Genomic DNA, 19,308 nt, shown 5'->3' with positions numbered 1-19,308 from the left:
CCATGTGGCAATTGTTTGTTAAAGAAATCAACACTTATTTAAATTCGCTGATAGCTTATATTGTCATTGCAGTATTTCTTACTGGTATAGGACTGTTAATGTGGGTATTTCCCGAGACAAGTATTTTGCAGTATGGCTTTGCTGATATGTACACTTTGTTTTCGCTCAGTCCTTATGTTTTTATGTTTCTGATTCCGGCAATTACGATGCGAAGTTTCGCAGAAGAGAAGAAGTCCGGTACCATGGAACTGTTATTGACCCAGCCAATATCAGATTTGCAACTTATTTTAGGGAAGCTATTTGCCTCATGGCTGATTATTATCTTTGCTTTAGTTCCAACCTTAGTGTATTACTTTACAGTCTATCAGCTAGGCAGTCCGGTAGGTAATGTGGATTCTGCAGGAGTTGCTGGCTCTTATGTGGGGCTGATTTTGCTGGCAGGGGTTTTTACGTCTATTGGTATTTTTGCCTCGGCAATTACAGAAAATCAGGTTATCGCATTTATACTTGCGGTATTTTTCTGCTTTCTTTTGTTCAGCGGTCTCAGCTCTCTTGCTTCTTTGGACATATGGGGTAATACAAATTACATGATCAGTCAGATAGGGATACTCTATCATTATGAAGCTATGAGCCGCGGACTGATAGACTCACGAAATCTGATCTATTTTTTTTCAGTTATGGTCTTGATGATACTGTTAACGCAATTGTTATTGGGAAGTAGAAAGTGGTAAGTAATGAATAAGACTAAAGAACAGGCGCAACCGATACAAGAACCGGACAGAAAAGCTTTATGGAAAGATCTATCCAAACTGGGAATAGGACTTGTCGTATTAGTTGCCATTAATACCATAGCGCAGCAATATTTTTTTCGCATTGACCTTACTGAGGAGAAACGTTATAGCATTACCCCGGCAACCAAAAATTTACTGAGAGACCTTGAAAATGAGGTGGAAGTAATCATTTATCTGGATGGAGAAGTAAATGCTGGCTTTCAACGTTTGGAAAGAAGTGTTGATGAGACTCTGGAGGAGTTCAAAGTTTACGCAGGAGATGAACTTCGCGTTCGTTACGTTGATCCCCTGACCACTGTTGCCAAGGAAGAGCAGCAGGCTTTTTTTACAAGACTAGCGGATTTTGGAATTGAACCCACTTATGTTTACGATGAAGAAGATGGACAAAGGAGACAAAAGTTAATTGTTCCTGGTGCAATCATCAATTATAATGGGCAGCAAACTGGAGTAATGCTGCTCAAAGGAGATCGTGCCGCTGGCTCACAGGAAGCACTTAACCAGTCTATAGAAAATGTGGAATATGAACTGGCCAATGGTATCCGTAAGCTTATGAGCACCGAAAAGAAAAAAGTAGGTTTGCTTATGGGAAATGGTGAGCTAAAAGGTATAGATATTGCCGGATTACTTGATGTTCTTACAGAATTTTACGAAGTGTCAGAGATTAACTTACCTCAAGTTTCTGCTATCCCTGAGGTAGATGTGGTCATGATCAACAAACCTTCTGAATACTTCAGCAAAGAAGATCAGTACAAGTTGGATCAGTACATCATGAATGGGGGCAAGGTAATGTTCTTTATTGATCCCTTACGTATTGAGATGGATAGTATAGGCGAAAATGGTTCTATCGCTTTTCCTTATGATCTCAATCTTGATGATCAGTTATTCCGCTATGGCCTCCGTATTAACAAGACACTGGTGCAGGATATTAAGTCAGGAGTATATCCTTTTGTGGTTGGAGAAATGGGTGGTCAGCCCCAGATTGTATCATTACCTTGGCCATTTTTTCCTATTGTTAATAAATATGGAGATCATCCAACGGTTAAAAACATGGACGCTATTTTTCTCCGTTTCACCAGTGAAATTGATACCATAGCTACGCCAGGAGTAAAAAAAATACCTTTAATTTACACCTCCCAGTACTCAAAGGTATCGCAAACTCCTATGATAGTGGATTTGAATCAATTGAGGCAGGCACCCCAGCCTGAAAATTTTACAGCGGGTTCACAGGCAGTGGCTTATCTATTGGAAGGGACATTTACTTCATTATTTAAAAATCGTATACTGCCGGATATCGCCGATCCAGGAAGTTTTGTGGAGGAGAGTGCTCCCACCAAACTTGTAGTAGTGGCTGATGGAGATCTGGTAAGAAATGATATAAATCGCAGCAATGGAAATCCTTTACCATTGGGCTATGATCCGATCACGGATAGGTCTTATGCGAATAAAGATTTTGTGATAAATACTCTTTCTTACTTAACGGATGAGGATGGACTGATCAATGCCCGTAGAAAAGAGATTCAGATACGGCCATTGGATCAGGTGAAAGTTGAGGAGAGTGCACTTTTTTACCAAATTCTGAATCTGATAGGGCCAATCATCCTGATTATCATATTTGGTGTAGGAAAGGCTTACCTTAGAAAAAGGAAATATAGTTCTTATAAATAAAAAAGGCATTTCATTACGAAACGCCTTATATAAATACACAAAATTTGAGCTTATGCGAGACCAAAAATAGCATCCATATGTTTGGAAATGCTTGCTAGTCTATCCTTGCCTCCCCCTTTTACTTCAGCAGATGCCCAACCTTCATATCCAATTTTTTCCAGCGCTTTATTGACTTCAGGCCAGTTACAATCGCCTTGCATTAGTTCCACATCAAAACCTTTCCAGATTCCTTCATTCTGTTGTTTTGCTCGGCTATATTCTTTGATGTCCAACTTCAGAATGCGATCACCCAAAGCTTCTATCCAGTGTTCAGGCCAGCCATAACGTACAATATTTCCCACATCAAAATACCAGCCTATCATATCGCTGTCAAATTCATCTACATAGCGAGCTGCTTCTAATGGACTAAGAAGAAAGTTATTCCAAACATTTTCAAAAGCTATTTTTACCCCAGTTTCTTCAGCCACAGGAATCACCTTTTTGATTTCCTCTTGGGAGCGTTGGTATGCATCTTGGTAGCTGATCTGCTGATTTACAACCCCTGGTACCAATAATACTGTGGTTCCTCCATAAGCTTTACAGTCTCTGAGTGCAGTTTCTGTAGCTTTCACACACTCAGCTCTTACCTTTGGGTCAGGATCTGAAAGTGGTGATTTCCAGTGCACAGAATTGATAACGCCGGGTATTTCAAGGCCTGACTGCTGTTTGGCTTCTAAAACATCATCAACTTTCAAGTCACTGGGAGAATCCATTTCTACTCCATCAAAGCCAATATCACGCAGCATTTTAAACTGGTCAACGATAGGCATTTTCACGTCTACCATGCTGTACTTAAGGCTTTTCTTAATCTTGAGCTTTGGAACAGCATCAGCGTGTACAACTTTACTATAAAAAGGAATGCTGCTGGCGAGAGCAGCAGCACCACTGTATTTTACAAAATCTCTTCTGTTCATAAGTAAATTAACTAAATTCGGTAATACCTGGCATAGCTACTTCAGGAACAGGGTACTCTAGGTTCCAGCTATACTGATCCGATGCAGGACCAAGTTTTTCTCCTGAGTTCATGGCATCCTCCCAGGTAATGGTTTGACCAGTGTAAGCAGCCATTCTTCCCATGATAGCCAGCATGGTACTCTGACCCATATAATTACCATCATTCACAGGCTCATTTTTTCTGATCGCAGCAAAAAGCTCATCATGTTCAGTCTGATACATGTCATTTGCATTGCCCCGGTAACGCCAACGCTCATCGGCATTGATTTCATGAACGTTGCGGATACAATCTACAGTGGCTTTACCCTTGTTACCCATCACCTCTACCGCATAGCTATTTGCACAATTGAACTGTTGTCTGCTGAAGTGATACCCTTTTTTCCCGCCTTCAAATTCATAAACAATGGCAAAGTGATCGTATACATGACCAAATTTTGGGTCAGTTCTTACCTGTCTTCCACCAGTTCCTACACAGCTAACAGGTTTCTCATCTCCCAGTGCCCAGGCCATCATATCCAGACTGTGCACTGCCTGCTCAGCGATATGATCACCGGATAGCCAGTTGTAGTATAGCCAGTTACGCATCTGATACTCCATCTCAGTCCAATCAGGCTGTCTTTCTTTAGACCAAAGTGTGCCGGTATTATAAGTGTTATAAACAGTGTGGATATCACCTACACCACCATCCAGTATTCTGCTGAACGTCTCTCTTTTGGGATAATGATATCGCCAGCAGAAGCCTCCCATCAATGAAGTGTTTTGTTCTTTTGCCTTTTTTGCGGCATCCATAATTTTTTTGATACCCGGTACATCTACTGCCATAGGCTTTTCACAAAATACATGTTTCTTGGCATTAACAGCTTCAGTAAGATGCTCAGGGCGAAATCCGGGAGGGGTCGCGAGTAATACAACATCCACATCTGAGGCGATGAGTTTTTTGTATGCATCAAAGCCAATAAACTGATGTTCTTCATCTACCTGAACTTTATTGCCATGCGCCTTCTTTAGACTTTCCATACTTTGCTGCATCCTGTCGGGAAAGACATCAGCCATTGCAGTGATTATTACATTTTCATCGGCTTTCAGCGCCTGATTGGCTGCTCCTGTACCTCTTCCACCACATCCTACTAAACCAATTTTAAGCGTATCAGCATTTATTTTGGCTTTGGCTTGCATTGGGCTAATAAAATTGAGTGCAAGCCCGCTACCAACAGCTGCAGCTCCGGTAGATTTGATAAACTTTCTTCTTGAGCTGTGAAGATTGTCGTTATACTTCTTTTTCATGAGATTATGGTTATGCTTATTAGATGTGCTGAATATACGAATTTATGAGGATTAGCCTTAATAACTATGCTTATTCTCGCAGTTAAGCTATTGTTCAATGCATCTAAAAAGCTTACAAACAAGGAATTTAGAGATAAATTGTATTATATAAACAAATATTATTGTATAAATTAGTAATGTTTATACTTGTCTTTAAACGTTGACATTAATGATGCATAGATTTACGCTATTACATGGTACTCGCTGGCTTTCGCTTTGGATGAATTTCAAAGCTGGAATAAGAAAAAAGAGTAATGATAATAAGAAGATTCAAAAGGATAGTAACACTAAAATCAATATTTTCAATCCAATTGAAAATCATAATCTCAGGGCAAAAGGAGCTAAAAAGCTATTGGCACAACTACGATATTCACTCAATCTTGTGAAAGATAATGGTAATGATGCAATGTTAATACAAAATGCAGATCAGGAAATACTGCAGATGGAAGGTATGCTAAGTAAGCTACAGGCTATCAATGAGGTCATCAGCAGTAATGAAGCTGTGGCTGAAAGTAACATTGATGATATCTTGAACAAAATTCTTAATAGTTTGCAGGAGCAGATTATCTCCAGAAATATTTTCATGAGAATTTATGCCGAAAACGATATCAGGATATCTTCAAAACCTAGGTTGATGTATTTGGTATTGGAAAATTTGATTGAGAATGCAATTAAACATAGCAATTTAACCAATAATCAATCTTACGTTGAAGTAAGCATACATAAGGAGGCCGGAAAGCTAAGATTTACAATAGAAGACAACGGTATAGGTATCAGAAAACAGTCTTTTGACAAAATTTTTAATTTGTTTTATAAAGATAACTCAAAGGCAGAAGGGGGCGGTTTAGGCTTATACATTGTCCGCGAGGCTTTACAAAAACTTAATGGTACAATCAGTCTTGAAAGCGAAGAAGGATGTTTTACAAAAATAGAGATCCAAATTCCTTTTTCTGTACAGCACAAGTCATTACAGAAAATTGAGAAACAAAGTATTTCTAACCAGGAAACTCAGAGCGTGTAGTAAACTTCTTTCTCATGATCATGCATTCTTATTGCTCCTTTCAAAGTAAGGTCTGTGAGAATCCGATGGGCACGCCTTTTTGAAATATTCACAATTTGCATGAATTGTTTTTCTGTGATTTTCTCATGCCGTTGCAGAAAATCCAGAAGTTTTTTTTCGTTCAATCCAGCACCTTTTAGAATACTCTTAGGGGAAGTTGAAGCCGGGAGATTACCTTTCTGCATCAGAGCAATCATCTGCTTACTGGCAGGAATACTTTTATCTCTCTGCCTGATATAAACCAGGTTTTGGTGGTTGTCATCTCTTACCTGATGTGGTTTCTGCTTGCTTTCTTTAATATTGACAATTAAAATAATTTTATCTTGCTCTTCATCTTCAAACTCTTCATATTCAAGTTTGATAGGTGGGATGCAGTAAAAATCAGCGGCAGTTTCCAGTATGTATTTTTCTTCCTCAGGGTCAATTCCCATGATGGTCTTATCATCTCTAACGCCAACCAGTATTTTACCTCCTTTAGTATTGGCAAAAGAGCTGATGGTTTTGGCTATCTTATAAGGGTCAGAAATCGTCTGCTTGAAATCAACTTTTTCATTCTCTCCTTTATAAATTAATCTTTCCAGTTTATCCATTTGAGAAATTTGTGCTTAAGCTATAATACAGTGTAGAAGTTTAATGTTGGCTTCCGACCGCTACCTTTGATTTGATTACATTGCTTTGTCCCTTCGGGTTAAAAACTTCCATCCAGATGATATAGTATCCGGTTTTTACTCTTTTTTTATGATCATCCGTTCCATCCCATGTAAAAAAACCATTTTCTCCTAAGCTATAATTTTGAGCAATTTGTTTCACCATTCTGCCATGCATATCATATATTCTTAGATTCGCTATATTGCCCGGTGAGCCAACTTTAAAGTTAATGGTGGTATAATCCAGATAGCCTGATTGATCCGGGTAGAATATAGGAGGATCAACTTCCAGAATTTGAGAGATGGTAGAAGTTTCATACCATTGGGAATTTTGAAAACCAGGAGTAGCAAAGCCGGCTGTTGAGGCTGCAGATTGCCAGTATTCGGGATTATTTTCATCATCATTCCAGCTGATTCTTTCCAACGAAACCCCACGTACTTCCTGAATCAAAGTGTGATGCATATCGGGGGAAAAATCAATTTGTTGCATAATACTGTCTTTATCATCCAGTAACAAGAGCGTACCTCCATCAGCCAATAATGATGGAAAATTTTTGCTGGAGCAAAGCTTACTTTTTTCAGCATTGGGATAATCTGATAGTAATACTTCCTTATCTTCAGTCACAGCCAGAAAATCACCGGCTGGTATCATCATGGTCTCCTCGCTGATTTTACTTTTATCTATGATTTGCCCGTCTTCTAAAGTAGCCAGTGACCAGTTTTTGAGGCTGATGATTTTTTCTGAACGATTGTATAGCTCAACAAAATCTACTCCTCCACTTCGGGGATGAAAGAGTATTTCACTGATTAAAATATCATTTCGCTCATGCTTTGCCGGAAGTACCACTTCTACGGAGAATTCTTCTCTGACATTGTCTGAACAGTCAGCAATATAATGTATAGTGCAGGTATAAGCTGTAGCAGCTTGCAGAGGAGTATCAAAACCAATTTTTATCTGATGTTGGTTTTTTAGCAAGTTGAGCTTTGTTATTGAACGTCCTTCAATAGAAAAATGATCAGTCTTGTAGTCTGTTGTACTTAGCTTTTCATTGAAAGAAAGTAATATAGTAACACTATCTTCCGCTACAGCGCTGACCAACTCAGGAGATTGAAGATCTGGGTTACTTTGCTTCACCGCGTTCTCCTTTGCAGGGGTTCCTCCTGCTGAATGAATTGAGGCTGTCCAGTTCTCTTTTTCCTGGCAGGGCCAGGCAGTATCTATCATCTCCAGCGACCACCCACCTTGTTTTTTAAAAGCATCATTATACCAATCCTTATGATAGCTTACCTGGCAAATAATATTTCCTTCGGCAGTGAGGATGCTTAAGGTATCCGTATCATCATTCAGATTTGGGAACCCGCTGATTCCCAGGTAATTACCAAATGTGGAAAGCGCGCCAACATCACTGGAACTACACAATATTAGATATTCGCCAGATGCGAGCCATTTTTCTGTCAATGCTACGCTCTTTTGCGCATCTGTAAGCTTCAATCCCTGAAGCTGTATAGGATGATCACTCGCATTATATAGCTCAATGTATTCTGCCACGGGTAATGAAGTAGAAGCTGAAGGTTTCGCCATAATTTCGGTGATCAGAATTTCCTGAAAAGCAGCTGGTGTAGTTTTTCCAAAAAGGTGATGGGAGACGGGCAGCATGCCCTAATCAACATCTTTGAGATTTTTTATCGTAAGGGTTTGCAGGTTTTTGTCATCAATGACCTCATCAAACAGCAAATGCACACTTTTTATTTCTTCCAGGTAAACCGCTGCTACTGGTTTGGAAAGTGTTGTGATACTATAGTTATAGATATTTTCAGCAGAAGTAGCATTTAAGGGGATACTGAAAGCTATCTGAATAGTGGATTTTCCATCATATGCGACACTTTCCACAAAATCCTGATATAGAAAAGAAATACTCTGCTGCTGGTCTGCGTAGTTAAAGCTAAATTCGTACTGGCTGAACTCATTGAAAGTTTGCTCAAACCAAAGCTTAATCTGATACGCTGAAACAAAAACCACTGAGTCCGGGACTAAATTTCCATTTAAAGAAAAGTTATCTTTAGTTAGTCCTAATGCTGAAATATCAGATGAGAAATGTAGCTGAAGGTGTTGATTGGAAAGAGTTGTCAGGTGTCCGATATTGGGTGTTAAGTGAATGAACTGATACTCTGTTCCCGCCATCAACTGATTAAAATTTGTATCCTCAAAATTGCTGATGCGGAATACAATTTCCTGTTCATTAAATTCTTCATCAAAAGTAAATAATACCTTCTCTGGACTAAGCTGATGAAATTTGATCTGTTGAGGTAAGTAATTTGGCTGTAGCATTTCCAAATATTCTACCGGAGTGTAGGTTTCTGGTAGTACAGCCTCATGAAATATGAGCATGAGTTGATTAGGAGCATATACAAAAGCTGTATCCAGTTGAGGTGGCAAGAGGTCTAAAAGAAATTCAAATGTCTGCTTAGGATCAGATGAATTGGATTGTAGATCAACTAAACCTTCAAGTCCTATTTCGTAAAAAGTTTCCTGACCAAGTGCTTGCGCAAGCGTAAGTTGAATAGAATGATCATTCCATGCGGCTAAAGAATAAGCAACTATATCTCCATTGATCCATACTTTTATATCTTTAATACTTGTGTTATCAATAGGCTCATCAAAAAATATTGCAAAGGTTTTATCCTCAACTATTTGAATATCTTTAATTTTTGGCCCCTTGGTATCGTAAAAAAAGTAATATTTGGGGGTAGGCATTAAGGCACTATCCTCAGCATAAAGATTGCTTATACTAAGTGTATGCGCTTTGTTTGGGCTAAGTGGTCTTGAAAAAAGAAGATGTATGAGCCCGTCTACTTCATTATCCATAATGACTCTGGCGGGATTTCCTATCTCCCGGTCAACAAAATAATTCTGGAGGTTAAGTGCTGAAGACTCATCAGGAGTTTGCTTAATTTTTACATCCAACTGATAGCTATTGACAATATTTACATAGGCTACTTCGGAAGTATAGGTGAAAGAAAATGATGCGGGTAGCTCTGAACTTATCTTATTTCCATACAGGTCTTCAATATTTTGAATAGTGAGCGTAAATAAATCATTGATATGTAAGGTGGAGGAAAAAGTCAGACGGACGCTGCTACTATCATTTTCCAACACTGCTTTTTTGGGGAATTGAGCCAAGGGCAATATCCAGTAATTACTTTCCTTTTCAGCATCTTCTTTTAATAAACTTTCGGAAAATGTTAACAGTATTTCCGCAGTATCTATCAGGATGATCTGTTCTACTTTAGGGGCTTGTAGGTCTAAATAAAAAGAAGAACTTAGTTGGCTACTACTGTTACCACTGCAATCATAAGCACCTTCAATTAATAGTTGATGGTGAAAATTTGAGATAAGTTCATTTTCAAATACAAGCAGAAATTGTGAAGAATCAGTGGAAGTGTAGCCAATGGATTGAGGAAGGGTGCTTTCATTTACTGTAATCTGATTTTGTGTTGAGAGATATACTTTCTCATTAAAGCTTAACAGCAAACTGTCTTCACTGATTGCTATAACTTGTAGGAGTTTCGGACCGCTTTCATCAGCTAAATTTGAATAAGCAGTATTGATTTCACCAGGTGAAGCTCCGTTTTCATGGGTTGAATTCGCAAAATTAGGTTGCCCTCCACAAGGTTGGACGATGAAAATTCTTTCCAGCGAAATTCCTTCTGAAACATCAGTAGAAGTATAAGAAATACTGTCTATTACACTCCTTTCATCATCCTGAAGGATTAAGTTTCCTCCGGTATTAGACAATGAGGGCCAGCTACTCAAACTCAGCACATTACCGTATATTTCGTATTTTGCCTGGTATTCCGGCTTGCACAAAATTAAAAATTCATTAGCTGGCAGAATAAATTCCGGGAGTGATTTTCCATTGATATTCCAGTTTTCCAGATTATAAGGATGAGGACCAGGATTATAGAGTTCCATGAACTCAGCATCGCTTTCATTAGGCAAATTTAATAGAGAAGGAGTAGGGTCAGGGAAGATTTCATTGAGCACCAAACTACCCCAGCCCGCTTTGATTTTTTCAAAGTAAAAAATATCTACTGAAGTATCAGCCAGAATATTATGATGCTCATCTTCTATTCTTTTGATAATAAGTTGTTGCATGACCGCATTTGGAAAGTCAGCAGAGAAAGTAAGCTTTACAGTATCGTTTTCATACACTATGTTTGTCGGCTCCTCACTATTGAGCGCATAATTGTTTTTCTGCATGATGGTAGAAACATCCAAAGGCTCGGAAAAACGTAGTTGTAATTCTTTGGATGAACTCACCACATGACTCAAGAGAATTGGGGCTGTATTATCAGGAATAGGAGAACCACTAACGGAAAAGTCATCAAAGTAAAAGGCTGTAGAGCGAGTTGAAGTATACTGACAGTATACACCGAAGTACGCTGATGTTGTGTAAGTATTGTCAAAAAAACTTCCCTCCTCAATAAACGAGCTTTCTCCAAGCGATTTCACTTGTAACGTCCAGTTTCCAGTCAGGTCACGGTTTACTTTGATATGAATCTGAACAGGTTTGGTATTGACCCGGCCATCAGCTCCATTGATCAGCATCGTTTCACTAAAGCCATCTTGCCTAAAGAGGCTTACTTCATCGTTTGTGCCTCCTATTTTTACAAAATAGCCATTCAGACTAGCATCCAGTTGGGGTTGATCTGAGACAAGGTAAACTTTAAGATAATTGGTGGAAGAAGGGTTCTCACTGATTTCACAATACCAACTCCATTCACTCACGCCTATGGCTTCTGAACGAGTACTGAGATAAGCCTGACTGCTTTCTGCCGGAGCATTGAGATGTAATTTTTGTAAACCGTCCACTTCAAATTTATCAGTATTACCCTGCCAACTTGGGTTTGAGCTGAAATTACCATCACTAAAGTCATCAGTGAATTGTGCTTGTATACTACCATAAGTGCAGATACACAAAAATATATAAGCAAATAGTTTTTTCATTTTGATTACTTACCACGCTTGTCAGAATCTGTGAACAAATTACAAGAAGCCTACGAATTATTAGAGTACTTTCACTAGGTAAAACTTACTTGTAAGTATATGAGGGGCTTAATCAACGTTTCTTTGATTTTCTTTGGATTATTGCTTTTTAGCTGCATCCAGCTAAATGCACAACATATTCCTATGGGTGCTGAATCTGCCGGTATGGCTTATGCCAGTACTGCTTACAAAGGCAGAGTAGGGATTTTTGACAATTCTGCAGGTTTGACAGCCGTAAGAAACAAAGAGATTTTGGCTGCCTATAACAATAAATATGGCTTTGTAGAAGGATTATCTACAGTAAGTGCTGCCTATCTTCATCCCTTCTCCCGATCTACTGCAGCGCTGAGTTTTACCAGATTTGGCAATGAGTTCTTCAGTCAGCATATCATTAGCCTCAACTATGCTCATCAGATAGATCATTTTAGCATGGGGATTAGACTTAACGAACATCAGTACCAGATGGAGGGCGCAAATACCCGATATGTTACGGTTGTAGACATAGGGGGTATCATGCAGCTCTTACCCAGTATGGGTTTCGGAATGTCTATAAGCAATCTGAATCAGGCTTTTGTATCTCGCGAAACAGGGGAGAAGGTACCCACTGTGCTCAGTAGCGGATTATGCTATCGTCCCGATGAAAAGATCACTACACTCATTGAATTAAGCTATGAACTGGAAAATAGGCCACTTCTAAAGTTCGGAATGGCTTATCAACCTGTAAATAGATTTGTCATAAGAAGCGGTGTAGATACTGAAAGACTGGGAAAGTTTTTCTTGGGATTAGGCTTGAAGCATAATGTGATTGACTTTGATTATGCCCTGGAAACGCACACTTATCTGGGCATTTCGCAACAGTTCAATGTGGTTTACAAACTCAGGAAAGATGAGAAAGAATAAGAAGTGGTGGATAACAATTCTGTTGTGTATAGGTGTACAGTCATTATTTGCCCAGGACTCTGCAACTGAAGAGTTGGAAAAATTGCTAGAAAATATCTTTGCCAACCAATATGATGAAGAAGTTGATATAGAGCAGTTATATGAAAATCTGATTCAGTTTTATCAGGAACCTCTCAATATAAATAGTGCCTCTGCAAATGACCTCCGTAAGTTTTTTTTCTTGTCAGAGAGGCAAATCAGTAACATCATTCATTACAGGGAATATTATGGCCCTTTATTGAGCGAATATGAGCTGGCGGTAATTCCTGCTATGGATCAGAAGAGTATAGCATCGCTCTTACCTTTCATCCAGATTAGACCATTGCAAGATCGGCGACTATTACTGCATAAACGGTTGCAGACTGCAAATAATCGTTATCTTATCCTCCGTCAATCTACTATACTGGAAAGGAAACAAGGGTATTTGCAAGCTGATTCTGTTTCTGAAGTGGATGATCCAAGTCTTTATGATGGAAGTCCTCATCAATTGTATACCCGGCTACGTATTTCTCAACCAGGAAGCATCAGCCTGGGCCTAACGATGGAAAAAGATGCAGGAGAAGAGTATAGATGGGATTATAAAAAACGAAAATATGGGGCTGATTTTGTTTCTGCACATTTTCAGTTAGAAAAAGCAGGCCCTTTTGAACAACTTACCATAGGCGATTTCAATTTTCAGTCAGGGCAACAATTGGTTTTTGGAGGTGGGCTAGGCCTGGGAAAAGGTGCGATGACTGTGCGTTCGGTAGGAAGAAGCCAATTTGGTGTGAAACCTTATACTTCCAGTACAGAAAGCTGCTTCATGAGAGGAAGCTCTGCAACATGGAAAATACCTTTAGCAAAACAAAGCTTCTATCTAACAGCATTGCATTCTTCAAATTACCAGCATGCTAAGCTTCACCATGATACCTCAGGCCAAACCGTATACTTCAGGAGTTTTGATCTAAGTGGCTTGCATAGAAACAGCAAAGAAATTATGGATCGCAAAACGGTTCAGGCGAAAAGTACCGGAGCAAATCTGCATTTTATGAACCGTTATCAGAATCTCCAGGCTGGAGTTAATGTATTGTATAGCAGCTATTCTATTCCTATACAACCAGCCACATCTTTGTACAAAACGCATGACTTTAGAGGTACGCATCATCAGCTTGGTAGCATATATTACACATACCAGCATCAACACTGGTATTCATTTGCCGAAATAGCGTATTCAGCTAACAATCAGTATGGCATAATTGCAGGAATTAGCGGAGTTCTCAACTCGTATGTGGAAAGTGTCTGGCTGTACCGAAATTATAGCACCGGATTTTACAGTCCTTACGGAAATGCATTTGGAGAAAGTACGCGTAATGCAAATGAAGAAGGTTTGTATTGGGGGTTAAGATTAGAACCTATTGCCAAACTCACCCTCGGAGCATATTACGACATGTTCAAGTTTCCCTGGCTTAGATATAGGGTTGATGCTCCTTCCAGAGGCTATGAGTATCTGATGAGAGCTTCATATCAATTAAATCACAGTACCCTCCTGAACCTGCAATACAGAGAAGAAAATAAGGGGATCAATGTAGGAGTAGATTCTCTGGCTTTTAAATCTGTACAGGAAGGTTTAAGAAGAAACCTGATCTTTATGTTGGACCATGACATTAATGAAAATATTGGACTGAAAACCAGAATTCATTCCAGCAGCTATGCGATAGCAGATTCACTAACCAAAGGCTGGGTAGTAGCCCAGGATATTAGCTATACTCGTGGTCGCTGGAAAGCTGATGCCCGTTTTGCTTTGATCAATACCGACGATTATAACAATCGGCAGTATTTATATGAAAATGATCTGCTCTATGCCTTTTCAGTCCCTGCTTACGCGGGGCGGGGTATCAGGTCTTATCTGCTGCTACGCTACAAAGTGAATAGATATCTGAGTAGCTGGGTACGTTTAGGAAGAACTGTGTATGACGACCGTGAAGTGATTGGCAGTGTTTTAAAAAAAATTCAAGCCAACCATAGGACACAACTCAGAACTCAAATCATTTTAAAGTTCTAACCCACTTCTAATGAACGATCAGTTTCCGTCCAAGCTGGGTATCTTTTATGATAATTTTTAGAAGGTATACCCCTGGAGGTAAGCCCGTTAAAATTTCCTCATTGGCTTCAGCCTGAAAAAAATGATCCACTAATTTTCCGCTAGCATCGTAAATGAAGAGTTCATCAAAAGCTTTGTTTATGTTGATGCTTCCCTGAGAGGGGTTAGGAAAAACTACAACATCTTCAGTCTGCTCCAATACAGGATCATCAACGGAAGTCACATCTCTGTTCTTGTCAAAACGAGGGCGCATCATCAGGCTGCCGTTCAGCGTACTATCCTGAGTCCAAGCTCCCGTCACATTGTAAAATGTTTTTGCACTGGCATCAGTATTCTTATCAAATCCTATCGCAATAAAAGTTTCTCCCTGCTGCTCATATCCAATATAAAAAGTGTCTTCCACAACTACGGGTGATGATAATTCAAATGAAATAAATTCATTTAACTGATCTGTGGTTGTTTGTGATTGCTGGTTTCTCAAAACTACTTCCTCTCCCAGGCTATCTTCTAAAGTTTTCCATATCATCAATTTAAAAGGTACTGAACCCTGATTTCTTCTGATAGGAGGAAAGTAGATGTCTATGTGGGTAAGCAGGTCATTTTTTGGGGCCTCAAACTGGTAAGCTACTTTTCCACCATTTTGATTGATTTCTACGCCAAATTCTGCCTCACCATCATCATAAGCAAAGTATTCGTCCAGCACATATGTCGTTCTCACCGTATCATTTACCCGGTAATCAACCTGCGTATTGAAAATGGTATCTCCCGGAACGATGTCTTCTATCAGATAATTATCACCCGAAGTAATATGAAATTCAGTTTCTACGTACAAAGAATCCTGATTCAGCGTAAGGATATCATTTGCATCCAAGGCATTTGCTGTGATGGTACGTCTTTCCAGTCCGGCAGGGATTGGGCTTATGGCATTATCATCATTTAGCACCTGAATGATATTTCCACTCATCTGGTCTCTGAGCAAAGCTGTGAAACGTACCGGCTGAAGCTGTACATTCAGATTATAAAACTCAACAGAGGTAGTGCCAAGGTATCTTTCTGGTTCCGCTACAAATTGCTTCATCGGCACAGCAGTATGTTCACCGAATGGAGAAGAAGGTAAACTAGCCAAGGCACGATCCAGATAAGCAGTGTTGGCTGCTGATCTTCCACTATTTAGATATACATAGTCAATATTCCAGGTGTCAAAAGCTCCGGACAAACGATTGTAGGACTGAAACCTGAACTGAAACCCTGCATGAAAAAAGCCTGGATTGATTATCTGGATGATTTCTTGCTCAAAAAAATCGGTAACCAGAGTATCACCACCAGACATTGACCATTGGGTAATCCATTCGTTTTGCGCGTTTTTGAATTGTAAACGAATAGAATCCACCTCATCCGGAAATTCTCCTCTACCGTATTGTTGCCAAAAAAAGCTGAAATAAACAGATTGCCTTTCATTGGAAGGAACTAAAGAAAGATAAATCGGTAGGGAAACCAAGGAATCAGCCAGTCCTTCTTCAGTCTGTGTCTGACTGTAGGGATTTCCATTTTGATCTACTCCATCAAAGGTAGCAATGCCCACCGTTGGCGCATTGACATCCAGCCCTGTGTTAATCCTTACAGTCTGACTTCCTTCTGCCCAGAGGGTAGAATCCGCTACATATCTCTCAATGCGGGTAGAATTACTATTAGCATAAGAAAAATCATCCCAAAAAGGCAGAGTCAATGTATCGGCCATCAGCATTTGAGAACGAGCATTGATGTCGTTTTGAAATACTTTCTGACCTAAGGGAATGAAGTTCCAGACTTTATCAGCTTGTTTCTGAGCATAAGTGGACCTAATAGTCATCAACAGGATGACTATCAATGAAATCAAAAAATAGGTGCTTCTAAAATTTTTATTCAGCAATTGAAATTTATTCAGTTTCACTTAGATCGGTAGTCTCTTCTTCTTCGTCCAGGATACTATCCTCCTGATCACCCAGTAGGTTAAGCCAGATATCAATTTCTTCACCTATCCTCACTTTTTGCTCAGAAGTAGGGTTTTGTCGGGCTACTACATAACGTTCGCCGGGAGGAGCATTTTCTACAACTTCACGGGCATTCTGGCCAGAAAGTGATGGGTCTTGAAATAAAACACTACCTACTTTTAGACCAGAGCCAACAATGATAAATTCGGCTTCTTCCAAATCCATTCCTTTAACGTCAGGAACTTCCAATACGGTATTGCCCAGTCCATCACCCACTACCAAATCTATTTTAGAACCCTTGGGAATAAACGTTCCTGGCTCAATAGCAGAGCCTTCATAATTTTGTTCTAAAACAGCATTCTGAGCAAGGTCAGGTACGTATTTGATATTGCCTCTTTCCAAACCATAGCTCTCCAACACCAGTTGGGCGTTTTTGACAGAACCATCCACCAGATCAGGCATCTTTACTTTTGGAGGGTTGATTGCATTGAGAGTAAGAAAAATTTTACGGTTTTCTTTTACTTTTGAACCCGGTGCAGGATACTGATTCAGAATAGTAAATGGCTCATATTCGGCAGTAAAGCCAGAATCTGCCAAGACTTCATATCTCAGGTTCCTTTTGGTAAGAAACTCATCTATGTCGTCCTGATGAATACCTTCCAGATCAGGTACGGTAACAGTTTCACCATGATTGGTTGTATTGGGCAGGTACACATAAAAAAACAGTACCAACAAGGTAGCTCCCAATATGATCACAATGGCAAGATGTATCAATACATCTTTTAATGAGTTCACTTTGAACAAATTCATGATATGATTTTTACTTTGTAGTTTTGATAACGGCTAAATCAAATGCTTATTTGCTGATTTACAATCTGATTAATATCTAAACCAGCTGCTCTTATTTGCTGGGGTATGATACTTTCTCGGGAGAAGCCAGGCGTTGTATTTGCTTCAATAAAATAAAATACGCCCTCTTTTACTAAATAATCAATTCGGACTAAGCCCCCACAATTGAGCAGGGTATAAATCTGCTCAGTCAAACGCTGACATTCTGCTGTTTGTTCATCACTAATTCTCGCAGGAGTAATTTCCTCAGAATCACCTTCGTACTTGGCTTTGTAATCAAAAAAAGCATTTTTGGAGACGATCTCAGTGATCGGTAGTGCCTTAGCCTGCCCATCGTTCAAATATACCCCACAAGTCATTTCAGTGCCTTTGATATATTCTTCAATCAATACCTCTTTGTCATGCTCAAAGGCCAGATTAATAGCGGCTTCTAATTGACTTGCTTCATCTACCTTACTGGCGCCAAAGCTAGAGCCACCATTGTTAGGTTTAACAAAACAAGGGAAACTCATTTCTTCAGCCAGTTGCTTCACATCATAAATCATCTGCTGGTTAAGCATTACTGACTGAGGAGTCGTGATTCCGTAGCTGGCTACAATGCGCTTACACAAATTTTTGTTGAAAGTAATTGAACTCGTAATCACATCGCAACCTGAATAAGGGATTCCTAATAAATCCAGATAGCCCTGAATTTTGCCATCCTCACCCGGTGTACCATGAATTATATTATAAACGAAGTCAAAAGTGATTTCTTGTCCGTCTAGTTTGAAGGAAAAGTTATCCTTGTTGATGGGATATTGTTGACCATTGGCATGGGCAAACCATCCATCTTTGCTGATGACAATCTGGTAGGGATTAAATTTACTTCTATCTATACATTCCATGATGGTGGCAGCACTTTTCATGGAAACAATGTACTCATGGGAGGTACCCCCGGAAGTGATTGCTATATTCTTCTTCATCTTGTGGTTTTTGCGGCAATTTACACCTTTTGAATTACAGCAAAAAAGTTACCATATTCTTATACAAAGTTTTTTCTGAGTATAGATGTAAGGTAATCTAAAAAATATTGATTGCTTTTAGGACATAATTTGATCAGCTATCTGCTGTGCATGCTGAAAAGCATCATGATCAATCCCAGTTTGGGCATGCTGCTCCTCAAAATAAGAAAGCAGGTCAGCAGTTTTGATATTTCCTACCAACTCAGGGCCGGCCATCGGGCAGCCACCTAACCCATTGAGCACTCCGTCAAAGTAAAAGCATCCGTTCTGGTACGCAGCATCTATTTTTTTGTACCAGTCAACAGATGTGGTGTGCAGATGTAAGCCAAAATTAACTTCAGCATAATTGGGAATAATGGTTTGAAAAACATCCGCTATGGTGGAAGCGTTGCCCATACCCGTGGTATCCGCGAGGGCTAAATGACGTATGCCTGACCAGTGCAGCTTATCAATCCAGTGAAGTAATAATTCAGTATTCCACTCATCTCCATAAGGGTTGCCGAAAGCCATGGAAATGTAAACTCTTAAGTGTTTGTTGTTTTGCTTACAAACCTCCAGCATTTCCTTGGTCATTGTAAAAGACTGTTCTACCGTGCTATTGATATTTCTTGACAGGAAGGTAGGAGAGAAAGAAAAAGGAAAACCCACATAATGAATAGCCTCATGCTTGCAGGCTTCATTTGCTCCCCGCATATTTCCAACGATGGCTAATAATTTGGTTTTTGTAGTGCTGAGATCAATTTTATTTAACACTTCTTCTGTGTCTCTCATCTGAGGTACTGCCTTGGGAGAAACAAAACTGCCAAAATCCAGGGTATCAAAACCTACTTTCAGCAAAGCATTCATGTACTTCACTTTGTCTTCAGTAGGTATAAAGGTCTTGATGCCCTGCATCGCGTCCCTAGGACATTCTGTGATTTTGACAGCTTTTTGAAGAGTCATA

General features: G+C 39.5%; 14 protein-coding genes. 5 read left to right on the top strand and 9 right to left on the bottom strand.

Annotated features, from left to right (window positions below; genetic code table 11):
* The first annotated feature begins 2 nt into the window (after positions 1-2).
* Together gldF and gldG are read left to right on the top strand one after the other, a co-directional pair.
* Complete coding sequence (gene gldF, locus WJR50_RS24240) at positions 3-731, top strand: gliding motility-associated ABC transporter permease subunit GldF (RefSeq protein ID WP_341295890.1); 729 nt, start codon at positions 3-5, stop codon at positions 729-731.
* A gap of 3 nt (positions 732-734) precedes the next feature.
* Positions 735-2,456, top strand: a complete 1,722-nt coding sequence (gene gldG / locus WJR50_RS24235; protein WP_341295889.1) for a gliding motility-associated ABC transporter substrate-binding protein GldG — start codon at positions 735-737, stop codon at positions 2,454-2,456.
* 50 nt (positions 2,457-2,506) lie between these two features.
* Here the strand turns inward: gldG and WJR50_RS24230 are convergent, their stop codons facing one another.
* Both WJR50_RS24230 and WJR50_RS24225 read right to left on the bottom strand, forming a co-directional pair.
* The gene (locus WJR50_RS24230) at positions 2,507-3,409 is read right to left on the bottom strand and encodes a sugar phosphate isomerase/epimerase family protein (protein WP_341295888.1); all 903 of its coding nucleotides are present in this window, start codon (positions 3,407-3,409) and stop codon (positions 2,507-2,509) included.
* A gap of 7 nt (positions 3,410-3,416) precedes the next feature.
* The gene (locus tag WJR50_RS24225; RefSeq protein ID WP_341295887.1) at positions 3,417-4,733 is read right to left on the bottom strand and encodes a Gfo/Idh/MocA family protein; all 1,317 of its coding nucleotides are present in this window, start codon (positions 4,731-4,733) and stop codon (positions 3,417-3,419) included.
* Between the two features lie 208 nt (positions 4,734-4,941).
* On the opposite strand from WJR50_RS24225, the gene WJR50_RS24220 reads away from it, so the two are divergent.
* Entirely contained in the window at positions 4,942-5,793 is an 852-nt protein-coding gene (locus tag WJR50_RS24220) for a sensor histidine kinase (RefSeq protein WP_341295886.1), read from the top strand.
* On the opposite strand, the gene WJR50_RS24215 is transcribed toward WJR50_RS24220, so the two are convergent.
* The 3 genes from WJR50_RS24215 to WJR50_RS24205 are packed head-to-tail and all read right to left on the bottom strand — an operon-like array spanning position 5,781 to position 11,487.
* A complete protein-coding gene (locus tag WJR50_RS24215) occupies positions 5,781-6,422 on the bottom strand; it encodes an AlbA family DNA-binding domain-containing protein (protein ID WP_341295885.1) in 642 nt (213 codons plus the stop codon). The two genes, WJR50_RS24220 and WJR50_RS24215, sit on opposite strands and share 13 nt — an antisense overlap.
* Positions 6,423-6,462: 40 nt before the next feature.
* Complete coding sequence (locus WJR50_RS24210; RefSeq protein ID WP_341295884.1) at positions 6,463-8,136, bottom strand: lamin tail domain-containing protein; 1,674 nt, start codon at positions 8,134-8,136, stop codon at positions 6,463-6,465.
* Between the two features lie 3 nt (positions 8,137-8,139).
* Positions 8,140-11,487, bottom strand: coding sequence for an Ig-like domain-containing protein (locus tag WJR50_RS24205; RefSeq protein ID WP_341295883.1), 3,348 nt, complete (start codon positions 11,485-11,487; stop codon positions 8,140-8,142).
* Positions 11,488-11,670: 183 nt separating this feature from the next.
* Here WJR50_RS24205 and WJR50_RS24200 point away from each other — a divergent pair, with 183 nt between their 5' ends.
* Positions 11,671-12,426: a hypothetical protein gene (locus WJR50_RS24200; RefSeq protein WP_341295882.1), complete on the top strand. Its 756-nt coding sequence runs from the start codon at positions 11,671-11,673 to the stop codon at positions 12,424-12,426.
* Positions 12,413-14,506 carry a ComEA family DNA-binding protein gene (locus tag WJR50_RS24195; RefSeq protein WP_341295881.1) on the top strand — a complete coding sequence of 698 codons (2,094 nt, stop codon included), beginning with the start codon at positions 12,413-12,415 and terminating at the stop codon, positions 14,504-14,506. Before WJR50_RS24200 ends, WJR50_RS24195 begins: the two co-directional genes overlap by 14 nt.
* Before the next feature lie 7 nt (positions 14,507-14,513).
* Here the strand turns inward: WJR50_RS24195 and WJR50_RS24190 are convergent, their stop codons facing one another.
* From WJR50_RS24190 to WJR50_RS24175, 4 genes are all read right to left on the bottom strand, one after another.
* Positions 14,514-16,394 (bottom strand): T9SS type A sorting domain-containing protein, encoded by a 1,881-nt coding sequence (locus WJR50_RS24190; RefSeq protein WP_341295880.1) that lies wholly within the window; start codon positions 16,392-16,394, stop codon positions 14,514-14,516.
* Between the two features lie 67 nt (positions 16,395-16,461).
* The gene (locus tag WJR50_RS24185; RefSeq protein ID WP_341295879.1) at positions 16,462-17,325 is read right to left on the bottom strand and encodes a PASTA domain-containing protein; all 864 of its coding nucleotides are present in this window, start codon (positions 17,323-17,325) and stop codon (positions 16,462-16,464) included.
* 38 nt (positions 17,326-17,363) lie between these two features.
* A complete protein-coding gene (locus WJR50_RS24180; RefSeq protein WP_341295878.1) occupies positions 17,364-18,326 on the bottom strand; it encodes a D-alanine--D-alanine ligase in 963 nt (320 codons plus the stop codon).
* Between the two features lie 117 nt (positions 18,327-18,443).
* Entirely contained in the window at positions 18,444-19,307 is an 864-nt protein-coding gene (locus WJR50_RS24175; protein ID WP_341295877.1) for a hydroxymethylglutaryl-CoA lyase, read from the bottom strand.
* Position 19,308: the final 1 nt, after the last annotated feature.

Source organism: Catalinimonas locisalis (genome assembly GCF_038039535.1).
Classification (GTDB): domain Bacteria; phylum Bacteroidota; class Bacteroidia; order Cytophagales; family Cyclobacteriaceae; genus Catalinimonas.
This window is presented reverse-complemented; position numbering and strand designations above follow the sequence as displayed.